This window comes from Paraburkholderia fungorum (genome assembly GCF_900099835.1).
Lineage (GTDB): Bacteria > Pseudomonadota > Gammaproteobacteria > Burkholderiales > Burkholderiaceae > Paraburkholderia > Paraburkholderia fungorum_A.
Genome location: NZ_FNKP01000003.1, coordinates 1211702 through 1231935, shown reverse-complemented (window position 1 = coordinate 1231935; position 20234 = coordinate 1211702). Strand labels below are relative to the sequence as shown.

At 59.8% G+C, this 20234-nt stretch carries 17 protein-coding genes; 12 read left to right on the top strand and 5 right to left on the bottom strand.

Translation table 11 applies throughout. The features are described 5' to 3' along the window. The first annotated feature begins 31 nt into the window (after positions 1 to 31). Positions 32 to 829 (top strand): MetQ/NlpA family lipoprotein, encoded by a 798-nt coding sequence (locus BLS41_RS34675; RefSeq protein WP_253189905.1) that lies wholly within the window; start codon positions 32 to 34, stop codon positions 827 to 829. Between the two features lie 111 nt (positions 830 to 940). Here the strand turns inward: BLS41_RS34675 and yghU are convergent, their stop codons facing one another. The 4 genes from yghU to BLS41_RS34655 form a co-directional block, all read right to left on the bottom strand. After that, entirely contained in the window at positions 941 to 1816 is an 876-nt protein-coding gene (yghU, locus tag BLS41_RS34670) for a glutathione-dependent disulfide-bond oxidoreductase (protein WP_074772571.1), read from the bottom strand. Between the two features lie 166 nt (positions 1817 to 1982). Further along, positions 1983 to 2705: an oxygen-binding di-iron domain-containing protein gene (locus tag BLS41_RS34665; protein WP_074772568.1), complete on the bottom strand. Its 723-nt coding sequence runs from the start codon at positions 2703 to 2705 to the stop codon at positions 1983 to 1985. Further along, entirely contained in the window at positions 2702 to 3307 is a 606-nt protein-coding gene (locus tag BLS41_RS38750; protein WP_143026464.1) for a DUF6875 domain-containing protein, read from the bottom strand. The genes BLS41_RS34665 and BLS41_RS38750 overlap by 4 nt, the downstream gene beginning before the upstream one ends. A gap of 127 nt (positions 3308 to 3434) precedes the next feature. Next, positions 3435 to 4478, bottom strand: coding sequence for an ATP-grasp fold amidoligase family protein (locus BLS41_RS34655; protein ID WP_083380235.1), 1044 nt, complete (start codon positions 4476 to 4478; stop codon positions 3435 to 3437). A 445-nt stretch (positions 4479 to 4923) separates the two neighbouring features. On the opposite strand from BLS41_RS34655, the gene BLS41_RS34650 reads away from it, so the two are divergent. The 8 genes from BLS41_RS34650 to BLS41_RS39280 all read left to right on the top strand — a co-directional run bounded on the left by BLS41_RS34650 (position 4924) and on the right by BLS41_RS39280 (position 15605). Then, positions 4924 to 6114, top strand: a complete 1191-nt coding sequence (locus BLS41_RS34650; protein ID WP_074773488.1) for a sugar transporter — start codon at positions 4924 to 4926, stop codon at positions 6112 to 6114. 377 nt (positions 6115 to 6491) lie between these two features. Continuing rightward, positions 6492 to 7607: an alkene reductase gene (locus BLS41_RS34645; RefSeq protein ID WP_074772561.1), complete on the top strand. Its 1116-nt coding sequence runs from the start codon at positions 6492 to 6494 to the stop codon at positions 7605 to 7607. A 324-nt stretch (positions 7608 to 7931) separates the two neighbouring features. After that, a complete protein-coding gene (locus BLS41_RS34640; protein WP_074772557.1) occupies positions 7932 to 9179 on the top strand; it encodes a porin in 1248 nt (415 codons plus the stop codon). Positions 9180 to 9382: 203 nt separating this feature from the next. Further along, complete coding sequence (locus BLS41_RS34635; protein ID WP_074772553.1) at positions 9383 to 9880, top strand: sigma-70 family RNA polymerase sigma factor; 498 nt, start codon at positions 9383 to 9385, stop codon at positions 9878 to 9880. Between the two features lie 30 nt (positions 9881 to 9910). Continuing rightward, entirely contained in the window at positions 9911 to 10894 is a 984-nt protein-coding gene (locus BLS41_RS34630) for a FecR domain-containing protein (protein WP_074772549.1), read from the top strand. Positions 10895 to 11074: 180 nt separating this feature from the next. Beyond that, positions 11075 to 13564, top strand: a complete 2490-nt coding sequence (locus BLS41_RS34625) for a TonB-dependent siderophore receptor (RefSeq protein ID WP_083380234.1) — start codon at positions 11075 to 11077, stop codon at positions 13562 to 13564. After that, on the top strand, positions 13558 to 15339 hold the full coding sequence (locus BLS41_RS34620; RefSeq protein WP_143026463.1) for a PepSY-associated TM helix domain-containing protein: 1782 nt from the start codon (positions 13558 to 13560) through the stop codon (positions 15337 to 15339). The genes BLS41_RS34625 and BLS41_RS34620 overlap by 7 nt, the downstream gene beginning before the upstream one ends. Then, on the top strand, positions 15327 to 15605 hold the full coding sequence (locus BLS41_RS39280; protein ID WP_074772543.1) for a DUF3325 domain-containing protein: 279 nt from the start codon (positions 15327 to 15329) through the stop codon (positions 15603 to 15605). Before BLS41_RS34620 ends, BLS41_RS39280 begins: the two co-directional genes overlap by 13 nt. A gap of 66 nt (positions 15606 to 15671) precedes the next feature. Here BLS41_RS39280 and BLS41_RS34610 read toward each other — a convergent pair whose 3' ends face one another. Further along, positions 15672 to 16535 (bottom strand): LysR substrate-binding domain-containing protein, encoded by an 864-nt coding sequence (locus BLS41_RS34610; protein ID WP_074773481.1) that lies wholly within the window; start codon positions 16533 to 16535, stop codon positions 15672 to 15674. 162 nt (positions 16536 to 16697) lie between these two features. Between BLS41_RS34610 and phnX the strand changes: the two genes are divergently transcribed. Genes phnX through BLS41_RS34595 form a run of 3 tightly spaced genes read left to right on the top strand, consistent with a single transcriptional unit; the run spans position 16698 to position 20076 of the window. Next, positions 16698 to 17549, top strand: a complete 852-nt coding sequence (phnX, locus tag BLS41_RS34605) for a phosphonoacetaldehyde hydrolase (RefSeq protein WP_074773478.1) — start codon at positions 16698 to 16700, stop codon at positions 17547 to 17549. Continuing rightward, entirely contained in the window at positions 17546 to 18670 is a 1125-nt protein-coding gene (psrA, locus tag BLS41_RS34600; protein ID WP_074772540.1) for an iron-containing alcohol dehydrogenase PsrA, read from the top strand. Before phnX ends, psrA begins: the two co-directional genes overlap by 4 nt. Before the next feature lie 47 nt (positions 18671 to 18717). Further along, on the top strand, positions 18718 to 20076 hold the full coding sequence (locus tag BLS41_RS34595; protein ID WP_436972076.1) for an MFS transporter: 1359 nt from the start codon (positions 18718 to 18720) through the stop codon (positions 20074 to 20076). The last annotated feature ends 158 nt before the right edge of the window (positions 20077 to 20234 follow it).

Genomic DNA, 20234 nt, shown 5'->3' with positions numbered 1-20234 from the left:
AAAAATGAAAAGACAAACATTTATTCGAGCGATGCTCGCCGTGGTGGCGTTGAGTAGCAGCCTGGCAATCAATCAGGCAGCGCAGGCGGCCGATCAAACCTTGCGCGTCGGCATCATGTCCGGCGAAGACGAGGACGTGTGGCGTGTCGTAGCCGCGAACGCTGCAAAACACGGCCTGACGATCAAGATCACGACCTTCAACGACTATACGCAGCCGAATGAAGCGTTATCCCAGCACGACCTCGACGCCAACTCGTTCCAGCATAAGCCCTATCTGGATGCGCAAATCAAGGCTCGCGGCTATCAAATCGTGCCGGTGGGCTACACCTACGTCCAACCTATCGGCCTCTATTCACGCAAGGTGAAATCGGTTGCCGATCTGCCGAATGGGGCAACCATCGGCGTGCCGAACGACCCCAGCAACGAAGGCCGCTCACTGTTGCTGCTGCAAAGTCTGGGGCTGATCAAGCTGCGCGCCGATGTGGCGCTTCTGCCCACGATTCGCGACATCGCGGATAACCCGAAGAACATTCATATCAAGGAACTGGACGCAGGTATCGTAGGCCGCGCGATCGGCGATCTCGATGCGGCGGTGATCAACACGGACTGGGCGATCAAGGCCGGAATCAAGATTCCGCAAGAGCGCATTGCGCAGGAAAAGGTGGCGGGCAACCCGTATCGCAACTTCCTCGCCGTGAACGAAAAAGACGCCAAAGCTCCTTGGGTGCAAGCGCTGGTTGAAAGCTATCAGCAGCCGAACGTCGAGAAGGAAATTCTCTCCGTTTATCACGGAGCGACGTTGCCGGCCTGGAACGAATCGTCGAAATAAGATTCGGCACTGCCCGGGCTATTGCAACCCGGGCAGCGCTGCGCGGTGCCCGACCGCGCGTGTGTCTGCCTGCGTCACAGCAGGCGATTCAGCTACTGGAAAAGCTGCGACTTACTTCTGCGCGGCAAGCTTGTCTTGCGTATTGATTGCGAAATCGCCAGCGTCGTGGCGTTCGTGCAATTGACTTGAAGGCTCACCGAACACGCGATTCACCATCCGTCCGCGCTGCACGGCCGGACGTTCTCCGATTGCGTCGGCCCAGCGCCGCACGTGCCTGTAATCCTGCACCGACAGGAACTCGGCCGCCTCGTAAAGCCATCCTTTTACCAGACCGCCATACCACGGCCAGATTGCGATATCGGCGATCGTGTATTCACTGCCCGCGATGTATTCGTGCGTGGCGAGCTGCTTGTCGAGCACGTCGAGCTGTCGCTTGGTTTCCATCGTGAACCGGTCGATCGCATATTCGATTTTGCTGGGTGCGTACGCGTAGAAATGCCCAAAACCACCGCCCAGGTAAGGCGCGCTTCCCATTTGCCAGAACAGCCATGACAGGCACTCGGCACGCGCAGCGGATTCGCCCGGCAGAAACGCGCCAAATTTCTCGGCGAGATAAAGCAGAATTGCGCCTGATTCGAACACCCGAACCGGCTCCGAACCGCTGCGATCCAGCAGCGCGGGAATCTTGGAGTTCGGATTCACGCCGACGAAGCCGCTGCCGAACTGATCGCCCTCGCCGATCCTGATGAGCCACGCGTCGTACTCCGCGCCACTGTGGCCGAGGGCCAGCAGCTCTTCCAGCATCACCGTGACCTTTACGCCGTTCGGCGTTGCCAGCGAATAGAGCTGCAGAGGATGGCGTCCGACCGGCAGGTCTTTCTGATGCGTCGCCCCCGACACCGGGCGGTTGATGTTCGCGAAGCGGCCGCCGCTATCTTTGTTCCAGCTCCAGACTGTCGGCGGGACATAGTCGGAAGAATTGCTCATGCAGGAAGCTCCTTGTATGGTTGGGATATTTGCTCCTGCATGAGATTAACAAATCGACGGAATATCTGCCGGACGCGGCGCGAATCCGTATCGGGCGATGTCGGCGGGAGGGTTGCGGATCAGACTACTGACCGCGAGACGAGTACATTTCCGCACTCCATGCGGTTCATCCGTCGACCGCTTCCTTGACGCGATTCTTCACGCAGTACTCGATCAGTCCATCGATCGCTGCGCCAGCATTGTCCTGAATGGCAGGACCGTGCATCGGAAATATCGTTTCGATATCGTATTTCCTTATCTTGATCAAAACGGAATGCAGGTACTCGATGGACGGCAGGTATCCCGACTCCTCAATCGACGAAATCATCTTCTCCACCGGGTTCGCCCACTTGTCGTCAACGGTACCGAAACTCATGAAGATGTCCGATGAAAAAAGCGCCTTGAAACGTGGCACATAAATCACCAGCGCGTCCCACTGATGAACATGCTTGGCGAAGATCGGAATGATCACTTCGTCGTTGATCTTGATTGGTGTCTCGTCTTTGAAAAGCTTCGTTTTGACGGAGAAGATGTCGCCGAGCGCATGCGCGCAAATCGGGTGGGCATAAGCAACCAGCGACTTGTTGAGCGCGAGAAACTCCGGAAGCGCACCCATTTCATCGTCTTCGAAGTGCGGCACGATCAGGCTGCCCACCGACGCCACATCGATTCCTGCCGAAAGCAGATTCGACTTCAGCAGCGGAAAGTCACCGCGCGAACCCGTCTCGATACAGAGCGTGCCCGAAGCTGACTTGATGAAGAACTGGGAGAAGCTCAGATTGATCTTTTCGATATACGTGCTGTGCCGGACAATATGATCGGCAAATATATCGACTTTCGATAAGCTCATTTTGTCGTCTCCATGGTCGCTTCATATTGCCGAAGGGCAATCGTTCCGCGGCTCCCGAATTTTTTCATATACGCGCTCACGTACTGCTCGTTGCCATACAGAAATGCGATGTCTGTCGGCACCATATTGCGAATCGCAATCAGCGGAACCGGAGTTTGCAACGGACGAAATGCCTTGTTCCGCAAACCCGGTTCGTCGCAATCGGGAAAGAACTGCCCGATCATCAGATGATGCTCGACAAACGTGGGCTTGAGTTGCTTCTGAACATACTCGATTGCGCTGGACACGTCGCCAAGCCGGTCCGGGACAATAATTCGGCAACGATAGATATCGTCCCTGCCTCCGCCCTGCAGAAACTCTTCCCTATGCACTTCAATGTCATCGGAAAGACATTGTATGCTCGAAGAGTGATTCCAGTAGAACTCTATAGAGCGCTTTAATACCGCCGTTCTGGCGAACGGACATACGTCGCCCAGGCGCCCTAGTTCGGTGTTGGGAGCGCATAGGAAACTCTCGATCCATCTGAGGATTCGGGAGAAGCACTCGTCAGTCAACGCTTCTTCGAAAGAAATACTTTCCGACGCTGACAGGCGTGTTGCCATGGTCAACCTCACTATTCGCGGGTTTCGGGAAAGTCAGAAGCAGATCGGCAAACACGGGCGAAACATCGATCTGACACGCGCTTCACAACGCGCGTGTCTTTCGATATACCCGCCACGATTCGTCGCTTTACGACTTGCGAACGAAGTTTGCCTCTCGCGACGAGGGCATGGTCCTGATCAGTTGCCCCCACTCGTAATCGAAGCTGTCTTGCGAGAAACGCGTCACACCCGCACCTGGGGTGAAGGTCAATTCTCCAAAGAAGATTTCGTTGTCGTACGCGTATAGGTCTACGCGAACATATCCAAGGCCCTCCGACAAACGCGTGGCAACGTCGACGACTTCGCCCCAGTTGGCAGGGCGCCCGGCGGGATCGTCACTGCACGGATAGCCCGCCGCTGCGATATGCAGCGGATTCCATTGGGTATCGTAGAAATCGTGATGCGGCGTGCCGAAGCGGTCTGAAACCACGCCGGTATAGATCACCGGTTCGCCCTGTTCGCGATCGAAGATGTTTATTTTGTAATCGGGAGGCACCTTGCCGCTTCGGTCGGTCAGTAACTTCTCGAAGTAGATTCGCGGCTTGATTGGCCGGTAGTGCCGTTCGCGAGAGGCAACGGAGAAATCGGTGCTGAGCCATTGATCCGCGAGTTGCTGAAGCTCTCCAAACGAAACATCGGCTTTGTTCCATACCACTTTGACGAATCCGCATCCGTGATTCGCTTTCATGACAAACGACTCAGGAAGCGTATCAAACACCTCCTGCGTAAAAACGTCGGGCACGGCTATCAAGGGAATCAGGTACTTTTCCCCGATCTTCTCCTTCACATATTCCCGAACCGCGAGCTTGTCCGCCAGCACGCTCCATAACGGATCGGGATGCAGACAACGATCCAGAATGATTTCGTTGAAGGTTGCCGGATTCCGCAGGTTCGGAAACCGCCCGACTCTTCTGCGATGTGAAAGGAATAAGAAAACCGAATCGGGAAGAAAATATTTCACGCCGTGGAGCACGCCCGAGTAGAGAGTGCCAATACTGTTCCGAAATATTTTTCTGCCTGATTCTGGTGAATGTGTGACGGTTTTCCGGGAATCAGAGTGCGTTTTCAGCGCAGACCAGAAGCTTCCCTGACCGGACGATGTCCGCCGTCCAACATCATTTGGCGTACTCATTGGAAAAGACCTCTCGACTCGCTAATTATCGGATGGGTTCCGCAAGCGGCCACTTGCGGCGTAGCGCGGCAAGACGCGTTTCTCCACGCCCCGAACGGATCAGGACGACTTTTTCCGGACGCACGCTCACGACGTCTTTATGCTGCAGTGAAGCATAGGCCACCAAATCGGTGCGACTACCGATATGGCCGAAAACCTTGAACTTCTGTCGTACCCGTATACGGAATTTGCGTGCCGGAACATCGAAACCGAAACTCCAGCGAAGGAGAACCAATCGGCCGGCAATCTGCGACCCGGCATGACCTTTGCAGCGGCGAGCTCGCCTCGACGACGCTATCCGGCGGGGTCATCTGATATCGTCTACGTTCGCTTCGGAAACAAAGCGCGTCCCCGTCTTGCGCCGACTGACATCATTCGTGCTGTCAGCGCGCCACCTGGTCTCATGATGGCAACAACCGACTTCTCCTATTTCAAACGGCCCTGGTGGGGCGTATTCGCGCTGACATTGTCGGCATTCGTTTTCAACACCACTGAGTTCGTCCCCGTCGGCCTGCTCACCGCAATCGGCAACAGCCTCGACATGGAACCGACCAACGTCGGGCTGATGCTGACCATCTATGCGTGGACCGTCGCCCTCGCGTCCATGCCGCTGATGCTGCTCGTGCGCAACGTCGAAAGGCGCAAGCTGCTGATGCAGGTCCTGGCGATTTTCATCGTCAGCCACGTCATCACGGGCGTCGCGCCCAACTTCACGATATTGATGATAGGAAGGATCGGCATCGCGTTCGCACACGCGATCTTCTGGTCCGTTTCTGTCGCGATGGTCGTGCGACTGGTGCCGCCCAAGGACAAAAGTCGCGCGCTGGGTTTCCTGTCAGTCGGCACATCGATTGCGATGGTGGCAGGCATTCCCATTGGCCGCGTGATCGGCGAAGCGCTGGGATGGCGCACGACTTTTCAGATCATCGCGTGTGCAGCGGTAGTGGTGATGGCCGCGCTGTGGGTCACGCTTCCGTTGCTGCCGAGCGAGCGCGCCGGGTCGCTGCGAAGCCTGCCGAAGCTGCTGAAGACGCCGATGCTGATGGTTCTTTACGCCGTGACGGTGCTCACCGTCACCGCTCATTTTTCCGTCTACACGTACCTCGAACCGTTCGCGCACCTCGTGAATCACGCGAGCAACGCGCGCATCACCTATTTGCTGGTTCTGTTTGGCGTAGCCGGCATGCCAGCGGCAATCTGCTTCGGGCGCTTTTACCCGAAGCAACCTCACCGGTTTCTGTTGACCACGGTGGCATTGCTGCCAGCCTGCCTGCTGCTGCTTTTCCCTTTCGCGTTGACCATCGGTACGTTGTCGCTTCACATTTTGCTGTGGGGCGGAGTGATCATCTCCTTCGGCCTTGCGATGCAGGCCCAGGTACTGGAACTGGCACCCGACGCAACGGATCTGGCCGTGTCGCTTTTTTCAGGGCTCTATAACGTCGGCATCGGTGCGGGCGCGCTGCTCGGCAATCACATCGCGCATGACTTCGGACTGCCCTGGATAGGCTCGTTTGGCGGCGTCGTAGGGGCTATTAGCGCGGGGTTTTGCTGGATGTCGCTCGTTATTTCGCGGCGTGCGCGCGCAAGTTCGGCCTGATATCGCATTTCAAAACACGGGTCGGCCAACGAGTCATTCGTCCCGATCCGGCGCCCGCATTCAAATCCAGACGTAGCGCCAACCACTCGGCCCGCAGCGGACGCCGCTGCACCTCGCTTCACCAGAACCTCACCCTCATACCATGCCTTTCAGGCATGCCACCCAGCCTCTAAAGTCTTTTTATTTCTTATCGGCCGAGCCTAGATTACCTGTCAGGCGGCAACGAAACGATCCTCGAAACGGAAATACGGCTCCACAATCATTGACGACCCATGCGTTTTATCTATATCGCAAGGATGCCGGAAATGGACAAGCCGCTCGTTCGACGGTCGACGCGAACCGCATTCAGATGCTCACTAACCGGTAAAGGAAAGATCATGGCTAACTTGTTCACCCCTACGAAGGTCGGCGCTTACACACTGTCGCATCGCGTTGTTCTCGCCCCGATGACCCGCCTGCGCACCATTCAGCCCGGCGACATTCCAAGCCCGATGATGGCCGACTTCTACGGCCAACGCGCATCGGAAGGCGGCCTCGAAGTGATCGAAGGCGTCAGCATCTCCGAGACGGCGCGCTCGTATCTGGGCGCGGCCAGCTTCTACCACGACGGCCAGGTGGCCGGCTGGAAAGCGATCGCCAACGCCGTTCACGCGAAAGGCGGCCGCGTCTTCATGCAACTGATTCACGGTGGACGTCAAAGCCACGTCGAAATGACAGGCGGTGTCGATCCGGTTGCGCCGTCGGTCGTTCCGTTCGAAGGCGTCGCGCTGACGAAGGACGGTTTCGTGCCCGCCTCGCCCCATCGCGCACTCGACATCGAAGAAATCCCCGGCATCATCGAGGAATTCCGGGTGGCCGCTCAACGCGCGCTAGATGCCGGTTTCGACGGCGTCGAACTGCATGGCGCAAACGGCTATCTCGTCGATCAGTTCATTCAGGACGGCACCAACCTGCGCACCGATGCCTACGGCGGTCCGGTTGAAAACCGGGTTCGCTTTCTGCGCGAAGCGGTCGAAGCGCTCATTTCCGTGTGGGGCGCGGATCGTGTCGGCGTACGTATTTCGCCGTCCGGCGAATGGGGCGGCATCTCCGACAGCGACCCGGAAGCCACCTTTAGCTATGTCGCGAAGGTGCTCGACGAATACAGGATCGCCTACCTGCACGTGATCGAACCGCGCATCAAGGGCGACGACACGTTGCACGAAGGTCATCCGCCGGTTGCGAGCCACTACCTGCGTCCGCACTTTTCCGGGCCGATCATCGCGGCGGGCGGCTTCGACGGCGCCAGCGCTGAAGCAATCGTGAAGTCCGGCGACGCCGACCTGGTTGCCTTCGGACGTCACTTCTCGTCGAACCCGGATCTGCCGTACCGCCTCAAGCACGGCTTGCCGCTGACGCCCTATGTTCGCGCCGCGTTCTGGGGTGGCGACGAAAAGCACTATTCCGACTTCCCTGCTTATCACGGAGCAGCGGAAACCGAGGCGGTCGCCTGAACCGCGGGTACGTGGCCGATCATCCAGACGATCGACGGCCACGTACCCGCACGTTAATCGCATGATCGACAGAAGCTTACCGACGTAACGCCCTCCACCTTCCACCGCATCGATCGGGCGAGTGCTGCCGTTCACAGGTCAGCAGAGAGCCGAATCCGCGCTCTGCATCGGCAACCCATGCCCGATCCACTGACGTGTTTTCACGTCAGTCATGTCATTTCCCCGCGCGCCGCCCTGCTTTCGTGGTAAAAACTTCGCCCTCGCGACCCGGGTTCACGCCCGCACAAAAAAAGAAGTCGCGGGTGATCTATCTGATTGAATAACATGACAAAGACAAAAACCTTCGCTGCGCTGGTGACCTCGGTCGCGGCAACTCTCTCTACTCCGGTATTCGCACAAAGCAGCGTGACCTTATACGGGCTCATCGACGTCGGCCTCAGCTATACCAGCAATGCACAAACCGGTCGCAGCAACGGCGCATTGAAAGGCGCGTCGCAGTACTCCTTCCAGGATGCGGCGACTTCCGGCGTGACCGGTTCGCGCTTCGGCATTCGCGGAACGGAAGACCTCGGCGGCGGCAACTCTGCGATCTTCACGCTCGAAAACGGCTTTGGCGGCGGCACCGGCGCGATTGCCCTGGGTGGCGCGCTCTTCGCACGGCAGGCCTTCGTGGGCCTGAAATCGAATACGCTCGGCACGGTCACACTGGGTCGTCAGTACGACGCCGTCGACATGTTCGTGCAGCCGTTCGCCGCCGTGGCGACATGGGGCGGGTACATGGTTTCGCATGCCGGCGACGTCGACAATCTCGCGAATACTCGCCGCAGCAACAACTCGATCCGCTACCTGAGCCCTTCGTACAACGGCTTGAGCTTCGGCGGCGTGTATAGCGTCGGCGGCGTTGCCGGCAGCGCGACGCAAAAGCAGATCTACTCGCTCGGCGTGTCGTACGCAAACGGCCCCGTTGCCGTCGCTGCGGCGTATTTGAACGCACGCGACCCGAACCTCTCCTTCTACGGCAGCCAGGCCAACTCGGGAACAACCGCCGCCACCAACAACCTCGGCAGCATCGGTTCGGACACTACCGCGCAATCGATTCCGAGCTTCGCGGGCTATGCATCGGCGAAGGCGCTGCAGATCATCGCGGCGGGCGGGTCGTACAAGGCAGGCGCGGCGACGTTCAACCTCGTGTACACGAACACGCAGTTCCAGAACCTCGGCAACCTCAACGCCGGTCCGAATCCGTTCAACTACTCGGGTACCGCGACGTTCAACAGCGCGGAAGCGAGCATGTCGTATCGCTTTTCGCCGGCGTGGTCGGGGGGCGTGTCGTACAGCTACACGCATAACTCGGGTGCGAGCAATGCGGGCAGCGCCGTTTATCACCTGGCCGCTGCGGGCGCGGATTACTCGCTGTCGCAACGAACCGACATTTATGGCGTCGTCGTCTACGAACACGCGGCAGGTACAGACTCTCTGGATCAACCCGCCGTTGCTGCGCTGACCGGACAGACGCCGTCGGCGAACAATCATCAGCTTGGCGTGCACGTGTCGTTGCGGCATCGTTTCTGATCGCTGCCAACGCTAATCGCGATTGATCTGACGCGCGGGGCATGTTCCCGCGCGTTGCCGGTCGGTCAGCCGGTTGACCGTTAGTTGCACGCGGACCGAAAATTACAAAACAGTCACAAATTGCAATTCTTGCATTAGAATGCGATTGATTCTCATTAATCAATGTGACTGCGTTCATTCGTCCAGTGGCCAATTCATCTGTAATGACTTATCAGATCGACGCCGTCGGCTTGCTCTACCGGGAGCATCACCGCTGGCTCGTCGGCTTTCTGCATCGCAGACTCGGTGATCGCGACAACGCGGCGGATCTCGCGCACGACGCCTTCGAGCGCCTGCTGCGCGGCGATCCCGCGCAAGCCATGCAGCAACCTCGCGCGTATCTGACGACGATTGCAAAGAATCTGATGGTCAGCCACTTCCGCCATGCTCAGGTCGAACGTGCCTATCTGGACGTCCTGGCAAGCCAGCCGGAAGCCACCGCGCCATCGCTCGAAACGCGTGCGCTGATTCTGGAGACACTGGAACGCTTATGCCGTCTGGTCGAGGCGATGACCCCGCGAACCCGCACGGTTTTTCTTCTCGCCCAACTCGACGGGCTCAGCTACCCGCAGGTGGCGCAGCAGCTCGGCCTGTCGCTCGATGTGGTCAAGAAGGCCATGTCCAAGGCATTGCAGCAATGCTATGCAGTGGTCTACGAATGAGCCTGTTCCGCCCAATCCAGGCTTGACCGGATGACGCCCGCGAATCGTATCGACGCGTCTATCGTCGCTCAGGCTGCCGACTGGGTCGTCAAACTTCAGACGGCTCCCGACGCGCAGGATCAAGCCGAGTTCGAGCGCTGGCGATCGGCGAGTCCGGTCCATGCCGAAGCATGGCGGCGCATGGCCGAGATGACGCAGAGCTTCAATGACAACGTCGGCGAACTCGGGTCTAAGACGGCGCGCTCGGTGATCGAGAGCGTCACCGCGCAACAGAAACGCCGTCGCGCGATGACACGCCTGCTGACGCTGTCGGGCGCGGGTATCGTCGGCTGGACATTGCTGGACGTCACTCCCTGGCGCGGCTGGACTGCGGGTTTCAGCACGGCCGTGGGCGAGCAGCGCGAATTCGTGCTGGCCGACAATACCCGTCTGACACTGAACACCGATAGCGCCGCCGATGTCCGCTTCGACGCGCATCAGCGCCGCATCACGCTGTACAAGGGCGAAATTCTCGTGGTGAGCGGGCATGACCCGGCGGGTCGCCCTCTGCACGTCGATACGCGCAATGGTGCCGTCACGCCGATCGGCACGCGCTTCGTCGTGCGACAGCCAGGCGAAATGGACGGCGATACGCGAGTCAGCGTGATGGAAGGCGTGGTCGAGGTTCGTCCCGCCAACGCGGCCGGCCAGGTCCTCACGCTCACGCGCGGACAAACCACGTCGTTCAACCGCAACGAATTCGAGCCGCCCTCCGCGCTCGATTCCAGCACCGTAGCGTGGATCGACGGGCTGCTCGTAGCGCGCAACATGCGCGTCGCCGATTTCATCGAGGAACTGGCGCGCTACCGGCGAGGCATCTTGCGCTGCGATCCTTCGGTCGGCGACCTGCGCGTCACCGGCACGTTTCCCATCCAGGACACCGACAAGGTACTGCGCCTGCTTCAACACGTTCTGCCGATCACGCTTCACAGCCGCACCCGCTACTGGGTCACGGTCACTCAGCGATCCGCCTGATCCCCCTTGAAGCACGCCGCAATCGATACGTAACCGCGTCGATTGCACTTTCCCTATTCGTCGAAAACATTGCGTCGAAAAAAATCGGCACTGTTTTCTATTTCGAGCGTTAAACCTCATAAGACGAAGCCGAGGCGCACGGCAGCGTCGTCCATCTACCGCTCGAATCAAGGCCTTTTCATGGTTTCAGTTCAACCTCGCGCCACCGCGCGCGGCGCATTACGTCGTGCACCGAATCTCTTTACGCTGGCTATTGCCATGACTTTCGCCAGCGCGGCGCCCATGTTGCAAGCAAGCGATGCTCACGCGCAATCGCCGCGCGCCATCAACGATGTCCGACGCTACGACATTCCCGCCGGACGCCTCGACGACGCGTTGATCGCCTACGGACGTCACTCCGGTTTGATGATCGGCACCGATCCTTCGCTGACCGATGGCGCACAAAGCGCGGGCTTGCATGGAACGTACAGCGCGCCGGCGGGACTCGATGCCTTGCTGGCGGGTTCGGGTCTTGCCGCAAGCGTTGTCGAAGGAGGTGCCTACAAGCTCTATCGCATTCCGACTCCGCCTGTGGGCACGGAATCGACGACGCTCAAACCGGTTCACGTGAAAGGCCATGCTGAAACCGCGTGGACGGAAACCAGCGGATACGTCGCGTTACGCAGCGCGGCCGGCACTAAAACCGACACGCCGCTGCTCGAAACGCCGCAATCGATCTCGGTCGTCACCGCCGACCAGATCACCGATCAGGCCGCGCAAAGCGTCGGCGCGACGCTGCGTTATTCGCCCGGTGTACGCGGCGACAGTTTCGGCGTGACTACCGATCGCGACTATGTGCGCGTGCGCGGCTTCATGCCGAACTTCTATCTGGACGGACTGATGCTGCCGTACGGTCTCGGCGGTCAGGGCGCGCAATCGGAGCCCTTTGGTCTCGAACGTGTCGAAGTGGTACGCGGGCCGTCGTCGGTACTATTCGGACAGAATCCGCCGGGCGGCATCATTAGCATGACCAGCAAACGTCCGACCGACGAAGCGCGTCACGAAGTCGAATTGCAGGGCGGCAGTTACGACCGCGTGCAAGGCGCGTTCGACTTCAGCGGCCCTATCGATCAGGATGGCAAACTGTTGTATCGCTTCGTCGGTTTGCGCCGCGATAGCGGCACCCAGGTGGACGGCGCCGACGACAACCGCACGTACCTCGCGCCGAGTCTTACTTTCCGCCCCACTGCCGACACCTCGTTCACGTTGCTCGCGCAATATCAGAAGGACGATGCCGGGATCGCCACGCAGTACTACCCCGCGTATGGCACGCTGTACGCCAATCCACTGGGACAGATTCATTCGAATCAGAACCTGGGCGACCCCGATCGCGACACGCTTCAGCGCGAGTACTACGCGGTCGGCTATGAGGCGGACCACGCGTTCAACGACGACTGGAAAGTAAAGCAGGCGCTGCGCTACGCCCATGTAAAAACCCACAACTATTCGACGTGGGGCAATGGCTTCGTGACCGACGCGACGACCGGCTTGCCGACCGACTACCGCACGCTGCTTCGACGCGCGACGGACATCAACCGCAGCATGGACGAATTCACCGTCGATAACCAGGTTCAGGGCAAGTTCAAGACGGGCGTGCTAAATCACACCATTCTCGCGGGCTTCGATTTTCGCCGCGAGACGATCGACAACTACACCGGCACCGTAGCCGCGAGTTCGATCGATATTTTCAATCCGGTCAACACGGGTGCCGCACCGGCCATCACCTACACCGCGAACAATTTGCAGACGCTGAATCAGTACGGCGTGTACCTGCAGGATCAGGTGAAGCTCGATCGCTGGATTCTGACGTTGAGCGGTCGTAACGACTGGTCGCGCGCCGCATTGAACAATCGCAATACGCACCTCACCACGACCGCGAACGACAACGCATTCACTGGCCGCGTCGCGCTGGGATATCTGTTCGACAGCGGCATTGCGCCGTATATCAGCTACTCGACGTCGTTCGAGCCGCAAATCGGTACGACGTCGCCGGAATCGGGAAGCCGTCCTTACACGCCGACTCGCGGTCAGCAAACGGAAATCGGTATCAAGTATCAGCCGAACAATTTCGATGCGCTGTTTGCGGTGTCGCTGTTCGACATGAAGCAAAAGGACGTGCTGACGCCGGACCCCGAGAACATTCTGTATAGCATTCAGACCGGCGAAGTCGGCTCGCGCGGCGTCGAACTCGAAGCGCGCGCGGCGATCACGCGGCAGATCAAGCTGATCGCCAACTACTCGTTCACCGATACCCGCGTGCTCGCGTCGACCAACCCGGCGCAACTCGGCCACCAGTTGCCGCTGATTCCGAAGCATCAGGCAAGCCTGTGGGCAACCTATAGCTTCGATCAGCCGGTATTGTCGGGACTCGAAGTCGGTGCGGGCGTGCGCTACACCGGCGGTTCATACGGCGATGCCGCCAATCTGTGGAAGACGTCGAGCTACACCGTGTTCGACCTGATGGCCCGTTACGACCTCGGCCGAATCGATGGACGCCTGAAGGGCGCATCGGTGACGCTGAACGTGCAGAACATCGGCGATCGCGAGTATCTGACGGGTTGCCAGAGCGCGGCGTCCTGTGAATTCGGCGAGCGTCGTGCGATTCTCGGTACGGTGAGGTACCTTTGGTAAGCCGGCTCTGGCGCGTCGTATCGGCGAGTTCGCGCGGCGGGCTAACCTCCCGGATTGGCGTCGCCATTCTGGGAGGCTATGCGCTCGCCGCGTTGTCGAGCGTGGCAACGCTGCTTCTGCCCATTTCAAGGACAGAAGCGGTGATTGCCGGGCTGCTCGCGAGCTTTATCGTGTATGCGGGGGCCGTCATCTGGGTCTTCGCAACACGTAAGCCGGGCCACTCGGAGAAACGCGCCGGGCTTCGTCAGTCGATGGCGAATCTGCACACGTGGACCGGTTTGCTCGCAGGCTGGTTGCTTTATGCCGTGTTTCTCACCGGCACGGTCAGCTTCTATCGCGACGAAATCTCCGTGTGGATGCGGCCGGAACTCGCATCGCCACACGCGAATGAACCGGTCACGCAAAGCGTCGACCGGATCGTTGCGCATCTCGCGGAGATCGCACCCGACAGTCCGCAATGGCTGATCAGCGTACCGGGCAAACGCGGCAACGCCGCGCACGCGATGTGGCGCGACGCTAGCGGTTTTGTCGAAGGCACGTTCGATCCCGTCAGCGGAGAGCGCGTAAGCGTGCGCGACACCCAGGGCGGCGACTTCTTCTATAGCTTTCACTTCAATCTGTACTACGTGCCGCCGGTAGTGGGGCGTTGGCTGATCGGCGTGATGGCGATGTTCATGCTGATCAGCATTATCAGCGGCGTCATTACACACAAAAAGATTCTTGCGGACTTCTTCACGTTCCGCAGCGGCAAAGGGCAGCGCTCATGGCTCGATGCACACAACGCGTTTTCCGTACTGGCGTTGCCCTTTCATTTGATGATCACGTATACGGGTCTTGTCACGCTCGCGTTGCTGTATATGCCGTGGGGAATGAAAGCTGCGTTTCCAACTCAGGCGGCGCGCAACGCAGCGGTGTCGCAAATCAACGCGTTCGTGCCGCCCGGGGAGCGCTCTGGACAACACGCACCACTCACACCAATCGCGCCGCTGATCCGGGCGGCCGAAGCGCGCTGGGGCGCCCGCGCGGTGCGCAATATAACGATCACCAACCCAGGCGACCGGTCAGCGAGAGTACTCGTTGCCCGAAGCGAATCCGGGCGTGTTTCGACCAGTCCGCAATTCCTTCTATTCGACGCGACCGATGGCCGTCTGCTGCGTGTGCAAGACCACGTCGGCCCGGCAGCCGAAACGAGAGGCGTGTTGTACGCGCTGCATATCGGTCGATTCGCCGATCTGCCCACGCGTGCGTTGTACTTCATGCTCGGCCTGGCCGGTACGGCGATGGTCGGCACCGGGCTCGTCATGTGGACGGTTAAACGCAGACCCAGGCTGCCTAATCCCGACCGTCCGCCGTTCGGCTTTCGACTGGTCGAACATTTGAACGTCGCGACGATTGTCGGCCTGCCCATCGCGATGACTGCCTATCTCTACGCAAACCGGCTGTTGCCGGAATCGCTCGCACAGCGTGCAGAGTGGGAGATTCGTGTGTTCTTTGTCGTATGGGCAGCCACTTTCGTCTATGTGGCGTGCCGGACTCCGGCGCGCGCCTGGGCCGAGTTGCTCACATGCGCTGCGATCATGTTTGCGCTGCTGCCCTGCGTAGATCTTTTGACAACCCACGGTCTGCTCTTTTCGCGTCTCGTCGATGGCGACTGGCTATTTGCCTGTTTCGACCTGGCATTGTTCGCACTGGCGGTTTTGTTCGCGCGACTCGCGGTACGCGTCAGACGGCGCGAACGTGCAATAGGAAGTCAGGGACGAGAATGCACGCGATAATTTTTTTCATCGCGCTGGCCGGCTTTGTTGCAACCTGCCTCGCATCGTCGCGGCAACAGGAGCGTCTGTTCGGCCGAACCATTCATGGAGACGCGCAGGTGCTGCTGCGTTTTGTAGCGTGCGCTTCTTTTTGTGCTGCGCTCGTCTACGCCGTTCACGAAGCGGGCTGGTCGTTCGGTCTTGTCATCTGGTTTGGACATCTCAGTCTTGCAGCGGGCGTCGTGTTTTTATCGCTGATCCTGTTCGATCGCTTGCGCAGTATTTGAAAGAAGCACCGCACGTCTTGCTCAACCGGATTCAGCGGACAATATCCGCCCGCATTTCCGTAGCCGTTACGAAGCCTTATTCAGCGCCTTAAAAAACGAAGACACCAGCACGCTGTCGCGTCGCTCGCGCAAACAGCACACATGAATGTGCGTACTGACCGGATCGCCGTCGATCCGCAAAGGCCGCAGCCTGTCATCGGGAACGTACTCCGACTGCGAGACCGTACCCACTCCCAGCCCGCGCGCAACGGCTTCACGCAATGCCTCACGGCTGCCTATTTCCATCGCCGTGCGCGGCTTCAACCTTGCATCGATAAACGCAGTTTCCAGCGCCTTGCGCGTTGTCGAGCCGGGTTCGCGCATCAATAACGGCTCGGCGGCGAGTTCGTCGAGCGTGATCGTGTCGCGAGAAGCCAGCCTGTGCGCGCAATTGACGAACGCTATCACCGGATATCGCGCATACGGCTGCATGTGATAACGCTCGTCGTCGAACACGCTGGCAATCACACCGACATCGCACGCATAGTCGTTCAGGTCGCGTAACACGTCCTCGGAATTGCCGAGCGTGACCGCGAGATGCATATGCGGATATAGCGCGTGATACGACTCGATCATTTCCGTCACGTGGAACGGGCCGACCGCGCCGATCTTCAGCGAACCGCGTTTGAGCGTGCCGCTGTCGTGCAGCATCGAATTGGCATCGGCTTCGAGGCCGCTGATCTGCCGCGCGATCGGCAACAGGTCCATGCCGACGGCCGATAACTCGACGCGGCGTCCGCGCCGATGGAACAGTTCGACCCCGTGTTCTTCTTCGAGCGCCTGAATCTGCGACGTGATCGTGGTCTGACTGATCGACAGTGCACGCGCGGCCGCGGTGAAGCCGCCATGCTGGACAACGGCGATAAAACTGCGCAACTGAACGAGCGTCATAGGCTGATAGGTGAATTCGTCATACGTATGGCCTGAATCGATCCATCGAAAAAATCGATTGAAACCCTGCAATTAACCGGGTGATTCGATCATAGGTGCGTCATGTGACAAAACTAAGCTGTGTTCATCGACACCTCGCCACCTTTTTGGGTCATGAACACGATGCAGCCTTCCACTCTTCACACCGCCTATTCATATGGCCGCACGTATCGCGGTCCCGTCACCACGGCTATTTTCGACTGGGCCGGTACCGTGCTCGACTTCGGCTGCATTGCGCCGGTCGATGCCTTTCGTCAGTGCTTCGCGTCGGCCGGCGTGCCGATCTCCGAAGCTGAAGCGCGCGCGCCGATGGGCGCGGCCAAACGCGAACATATCGTCGCGATTCTGCGGATGCCCGATGTGCAGTCGCGCTGGAAAGCGCATCACGGTGTTCAGTCGAATGAAGGCGATGTCGACGCGCTGTACGCCGAATTCCTGCGCGTCGACGAGCGCAATGTCGCGCGCTATAGCGACCTGATTCCGGGCGCGCTCGACTCGCTGGCCGCGCTGCGGGCACGTGGTATCCGCATTGGCAGCACGACCGGTTATCCGCGCGAAGTGATGAACAACCTGCTGCCGATTGCCAGCGATAAAGGCTATCGCCCCGACCATTGCTGCACGGTTAGCGACGTGTCGCGCGGGCGCCCGTTTCCCGATATGTGCCTCGACAACGCGATAGCGCTCGGTGCGCCCGACGTGCGCGCATGCGTCGTCGTCGACGATAGCCCGACGGGTCTCGAATCCGGTCTCGCGGCCGGCATGTGGACCGTCGGCATTGCGGCGAGCGGCAACGAAGTGGGCCTCTCGCTGGCCGACTGGCAGGCGCTCGACGACGACGGCCGACGCTCGCGACTGGAACCCGCGCGTCAACGTCTTGCGCGAACCGGCGCGCACTATGTGATCGACAGCATTGCCGATCTGTTGCCGGTGATCGACGCGATCGAAACGCGTCTCGCCGCAGGAGAAAAAGCGTGAAGACGTGGAGCTTTCATAACCCTGTGCGCGTGCGTCTCGGCGTCGATACGCTGAATGAAATCGGTACGCTGCTGAACGGCCGCAGTTACGCGATCGTCACCTACCCCGACACGCCATTCCGCGCAATGACCCAGCGGATCGAAACAATCGCCGGTCCCGCACTCGCCTGCATCGACAACGTCGAAGCGAATCCTTCCATTTCGATGCTGCGCGCCGCATGCGCTCAACTTGCCGCGTTGCCCCGTTTGCCTGAGGTACTGGTCGCGCTGGGCGGCGGATCGGTGATGGATTCCGCGAAAGTGCTGGCCGCCGAACACGGCGAGTTCGAGCCGATGCTCGCGTATCTGACGCAAGGGCGCGAAAGCGGCCGCCGCGCGTTGCCGATCATCGCGATTCCCACCACGTCAGGTACGGGTAGCGAAGTCACTTCGTGGGCCACCGTGTGGGACCCGGAGAACGACCGCAAGCTCTCGTTGTCGCGTGACGATTTGTACCCCGAAGCAGTGCTGGTCGATCCCCGCCTCGTGGTTGGCTTGCCGCGCGTGCAAACCGTGGCGAGTGGGCTGGATGCGTTGTCGCATGCGCTCGAAAGTCTGTGGAACGTGCATGCCAATCCGGTGACGCGCGGCCTGGCCGTCGAAGCCGCGCGCGAGATCATCGACGCGCTGCCGCAAGTCGCCGCCGATCCCGCCAATCTCGACGCGCGCAGCCAGATGGCGCTCGGCGCGTTGCGCGCGGGTCTCGCGTTCTCGAATACGCGAACCGCGCTCGCGCACAACATTTCGTATGCAATCACGCTCGGCCACGGCGTGCCGCACGGCCTTGCATGTTCGTTCTCTCTGCCTGCCGTGATGCAGGCCGCGCTCGGCGCAGATCCCGCGTGCGACGCCGCACTAGAAGCCATTTTCGGCTCGCTAGATGAAGCGCCGCAACACCTAGCCGACTTTCTGCGAGCGCTGAACGTCGATACGCATCCTGCCGCTTACGGTCTCGTTTCAGGCGAATGGACCCGCATTGTCGACGAAGCATTCGACGGCGCACGCGGACGGAATTTCATCGGCTCGCGCGCCCAGTTTCCCTCTTTCGATTTCGAACCGACGCTGCTCAAGGAACCATCGTGAACCCTGAAAACACGATTCAAACCGACGCGCTCGCGCGTCTCGACAACATGCCGTGGACCCGCTTTCACACGCTGCTGATCGTTGCACTGGGTGTTGGCTGGGCGCTCGATTCGTTCGAGACCAACATCATCGGCAGCGTGTTCGGCGTGTTGAAAACGCAGTGGCATTTGAGTTCCTCGCAAGGCTCGATCGCGGTGAGCGTGTGGGTGTTCGGGATGCTGGTGGGCGCAATCGGCTTCGGCTATCTGGCCGACCGCTTCGGCCGCAAGCGGCTCTTTCTCGCCACGTTGCTCTGGTACGCCGCGTTCAGCGTGATGACGGTGTTCTCGTGGAATTTCGATTCGTTCCTGTTCTTTCGTGCGATGACCGCACTGGCCGTCGGCGGCGAATATTCGGCTGTGACCGCGACGATGGGCGAGTTCATTCCGAAGCGCCATCGCGGTAAAACCGATTCGCTGATTCTGTCGGGCTTTCCGCTCGGCGCACTGCTGTCGGCAGGCGTGTCGTATCTGGTGCTGAACAATCTGCCTGCGGATATCTCGTGGCGCGTCGGTTTCGGTCTCGGTACGACGATGGCCTTGCTGTTCTTCTGGATTCGCCGCGTGATTCCCGAGTCGCCGCGCTGGTTGCTGCAACAGGGGCGTGTGAGCGAAGCGGAAGCGGTAGTCGATCAGATCGTGAGCAGCGCGTCGCCGGAGCAGGCAGCGCATGCGAGCCGCCGTTATCCGTCGGTTGGATTCGTGCCGGAACAGGCTGCGTTCTGGCGCAACGTGCGGGCGCTGTTCGGCGAATATCGCGGACGCTGCCTGGTGGCCAGCGCATTCAATTTCTCGCAGGCGGCGGTAGTGTACGGCGTGCTTTCACTGATGGCGCTGGTGATTCTGCCGTTCATGAAAGTGCCGGCCGGCGATATGCCGCTCTACTACATGTACGGCAACGCAGCGGCGCTGTTCGGCGGCTTGACGGCTTCGGTCCTGGTCGAACGTTGGGGGCGGCGTGCATCGCTGTTCGTCAGCTATACGTTCACCACATTGTCGATTCTGGTGATCTACGGAACGAGTTCGCTGCCGGGTATGGTGATCGGTTATTGCATGATCCAGTTCGGCGTGACGTGGGCCTATATTTCCGGCTACGTCGTTTCGTCCGAAATTCTGCCGACTCGTGTGCGGGCGACGGGGCTGGGTGTTTCCGTGGCCGTGGGACGCGTCGGTGCGGTCGTGGCGCCGCTGATGTTGACGAACGCGTATGCGAGTTCGGGCACGCCTTCGTCGGCACTGATTGCACTGCTCGCGCTTGCGTTGCCGGGGCCGATTGCAGCGGCGTACTGGTGGGTTCGCGGTAGCGAGACGCGCAACGTGTCGCTGGAAACGGGAAGCGGGCAGGTTGTTGCGAGCGTGCTGCAGTAGGCGGTTTTGAGGGGCGGCGGTTGGTGAGCTTCACTGCTCTGACCGACCGCCCCAGCCACCTCTACTCAATAGTTATATGAGTTCGGCGATTGCGCACCCCACTTCGCCTTTGAAATTTGAATCCACACACTGTCTCGATTTCGACTATCCTTTCGCAC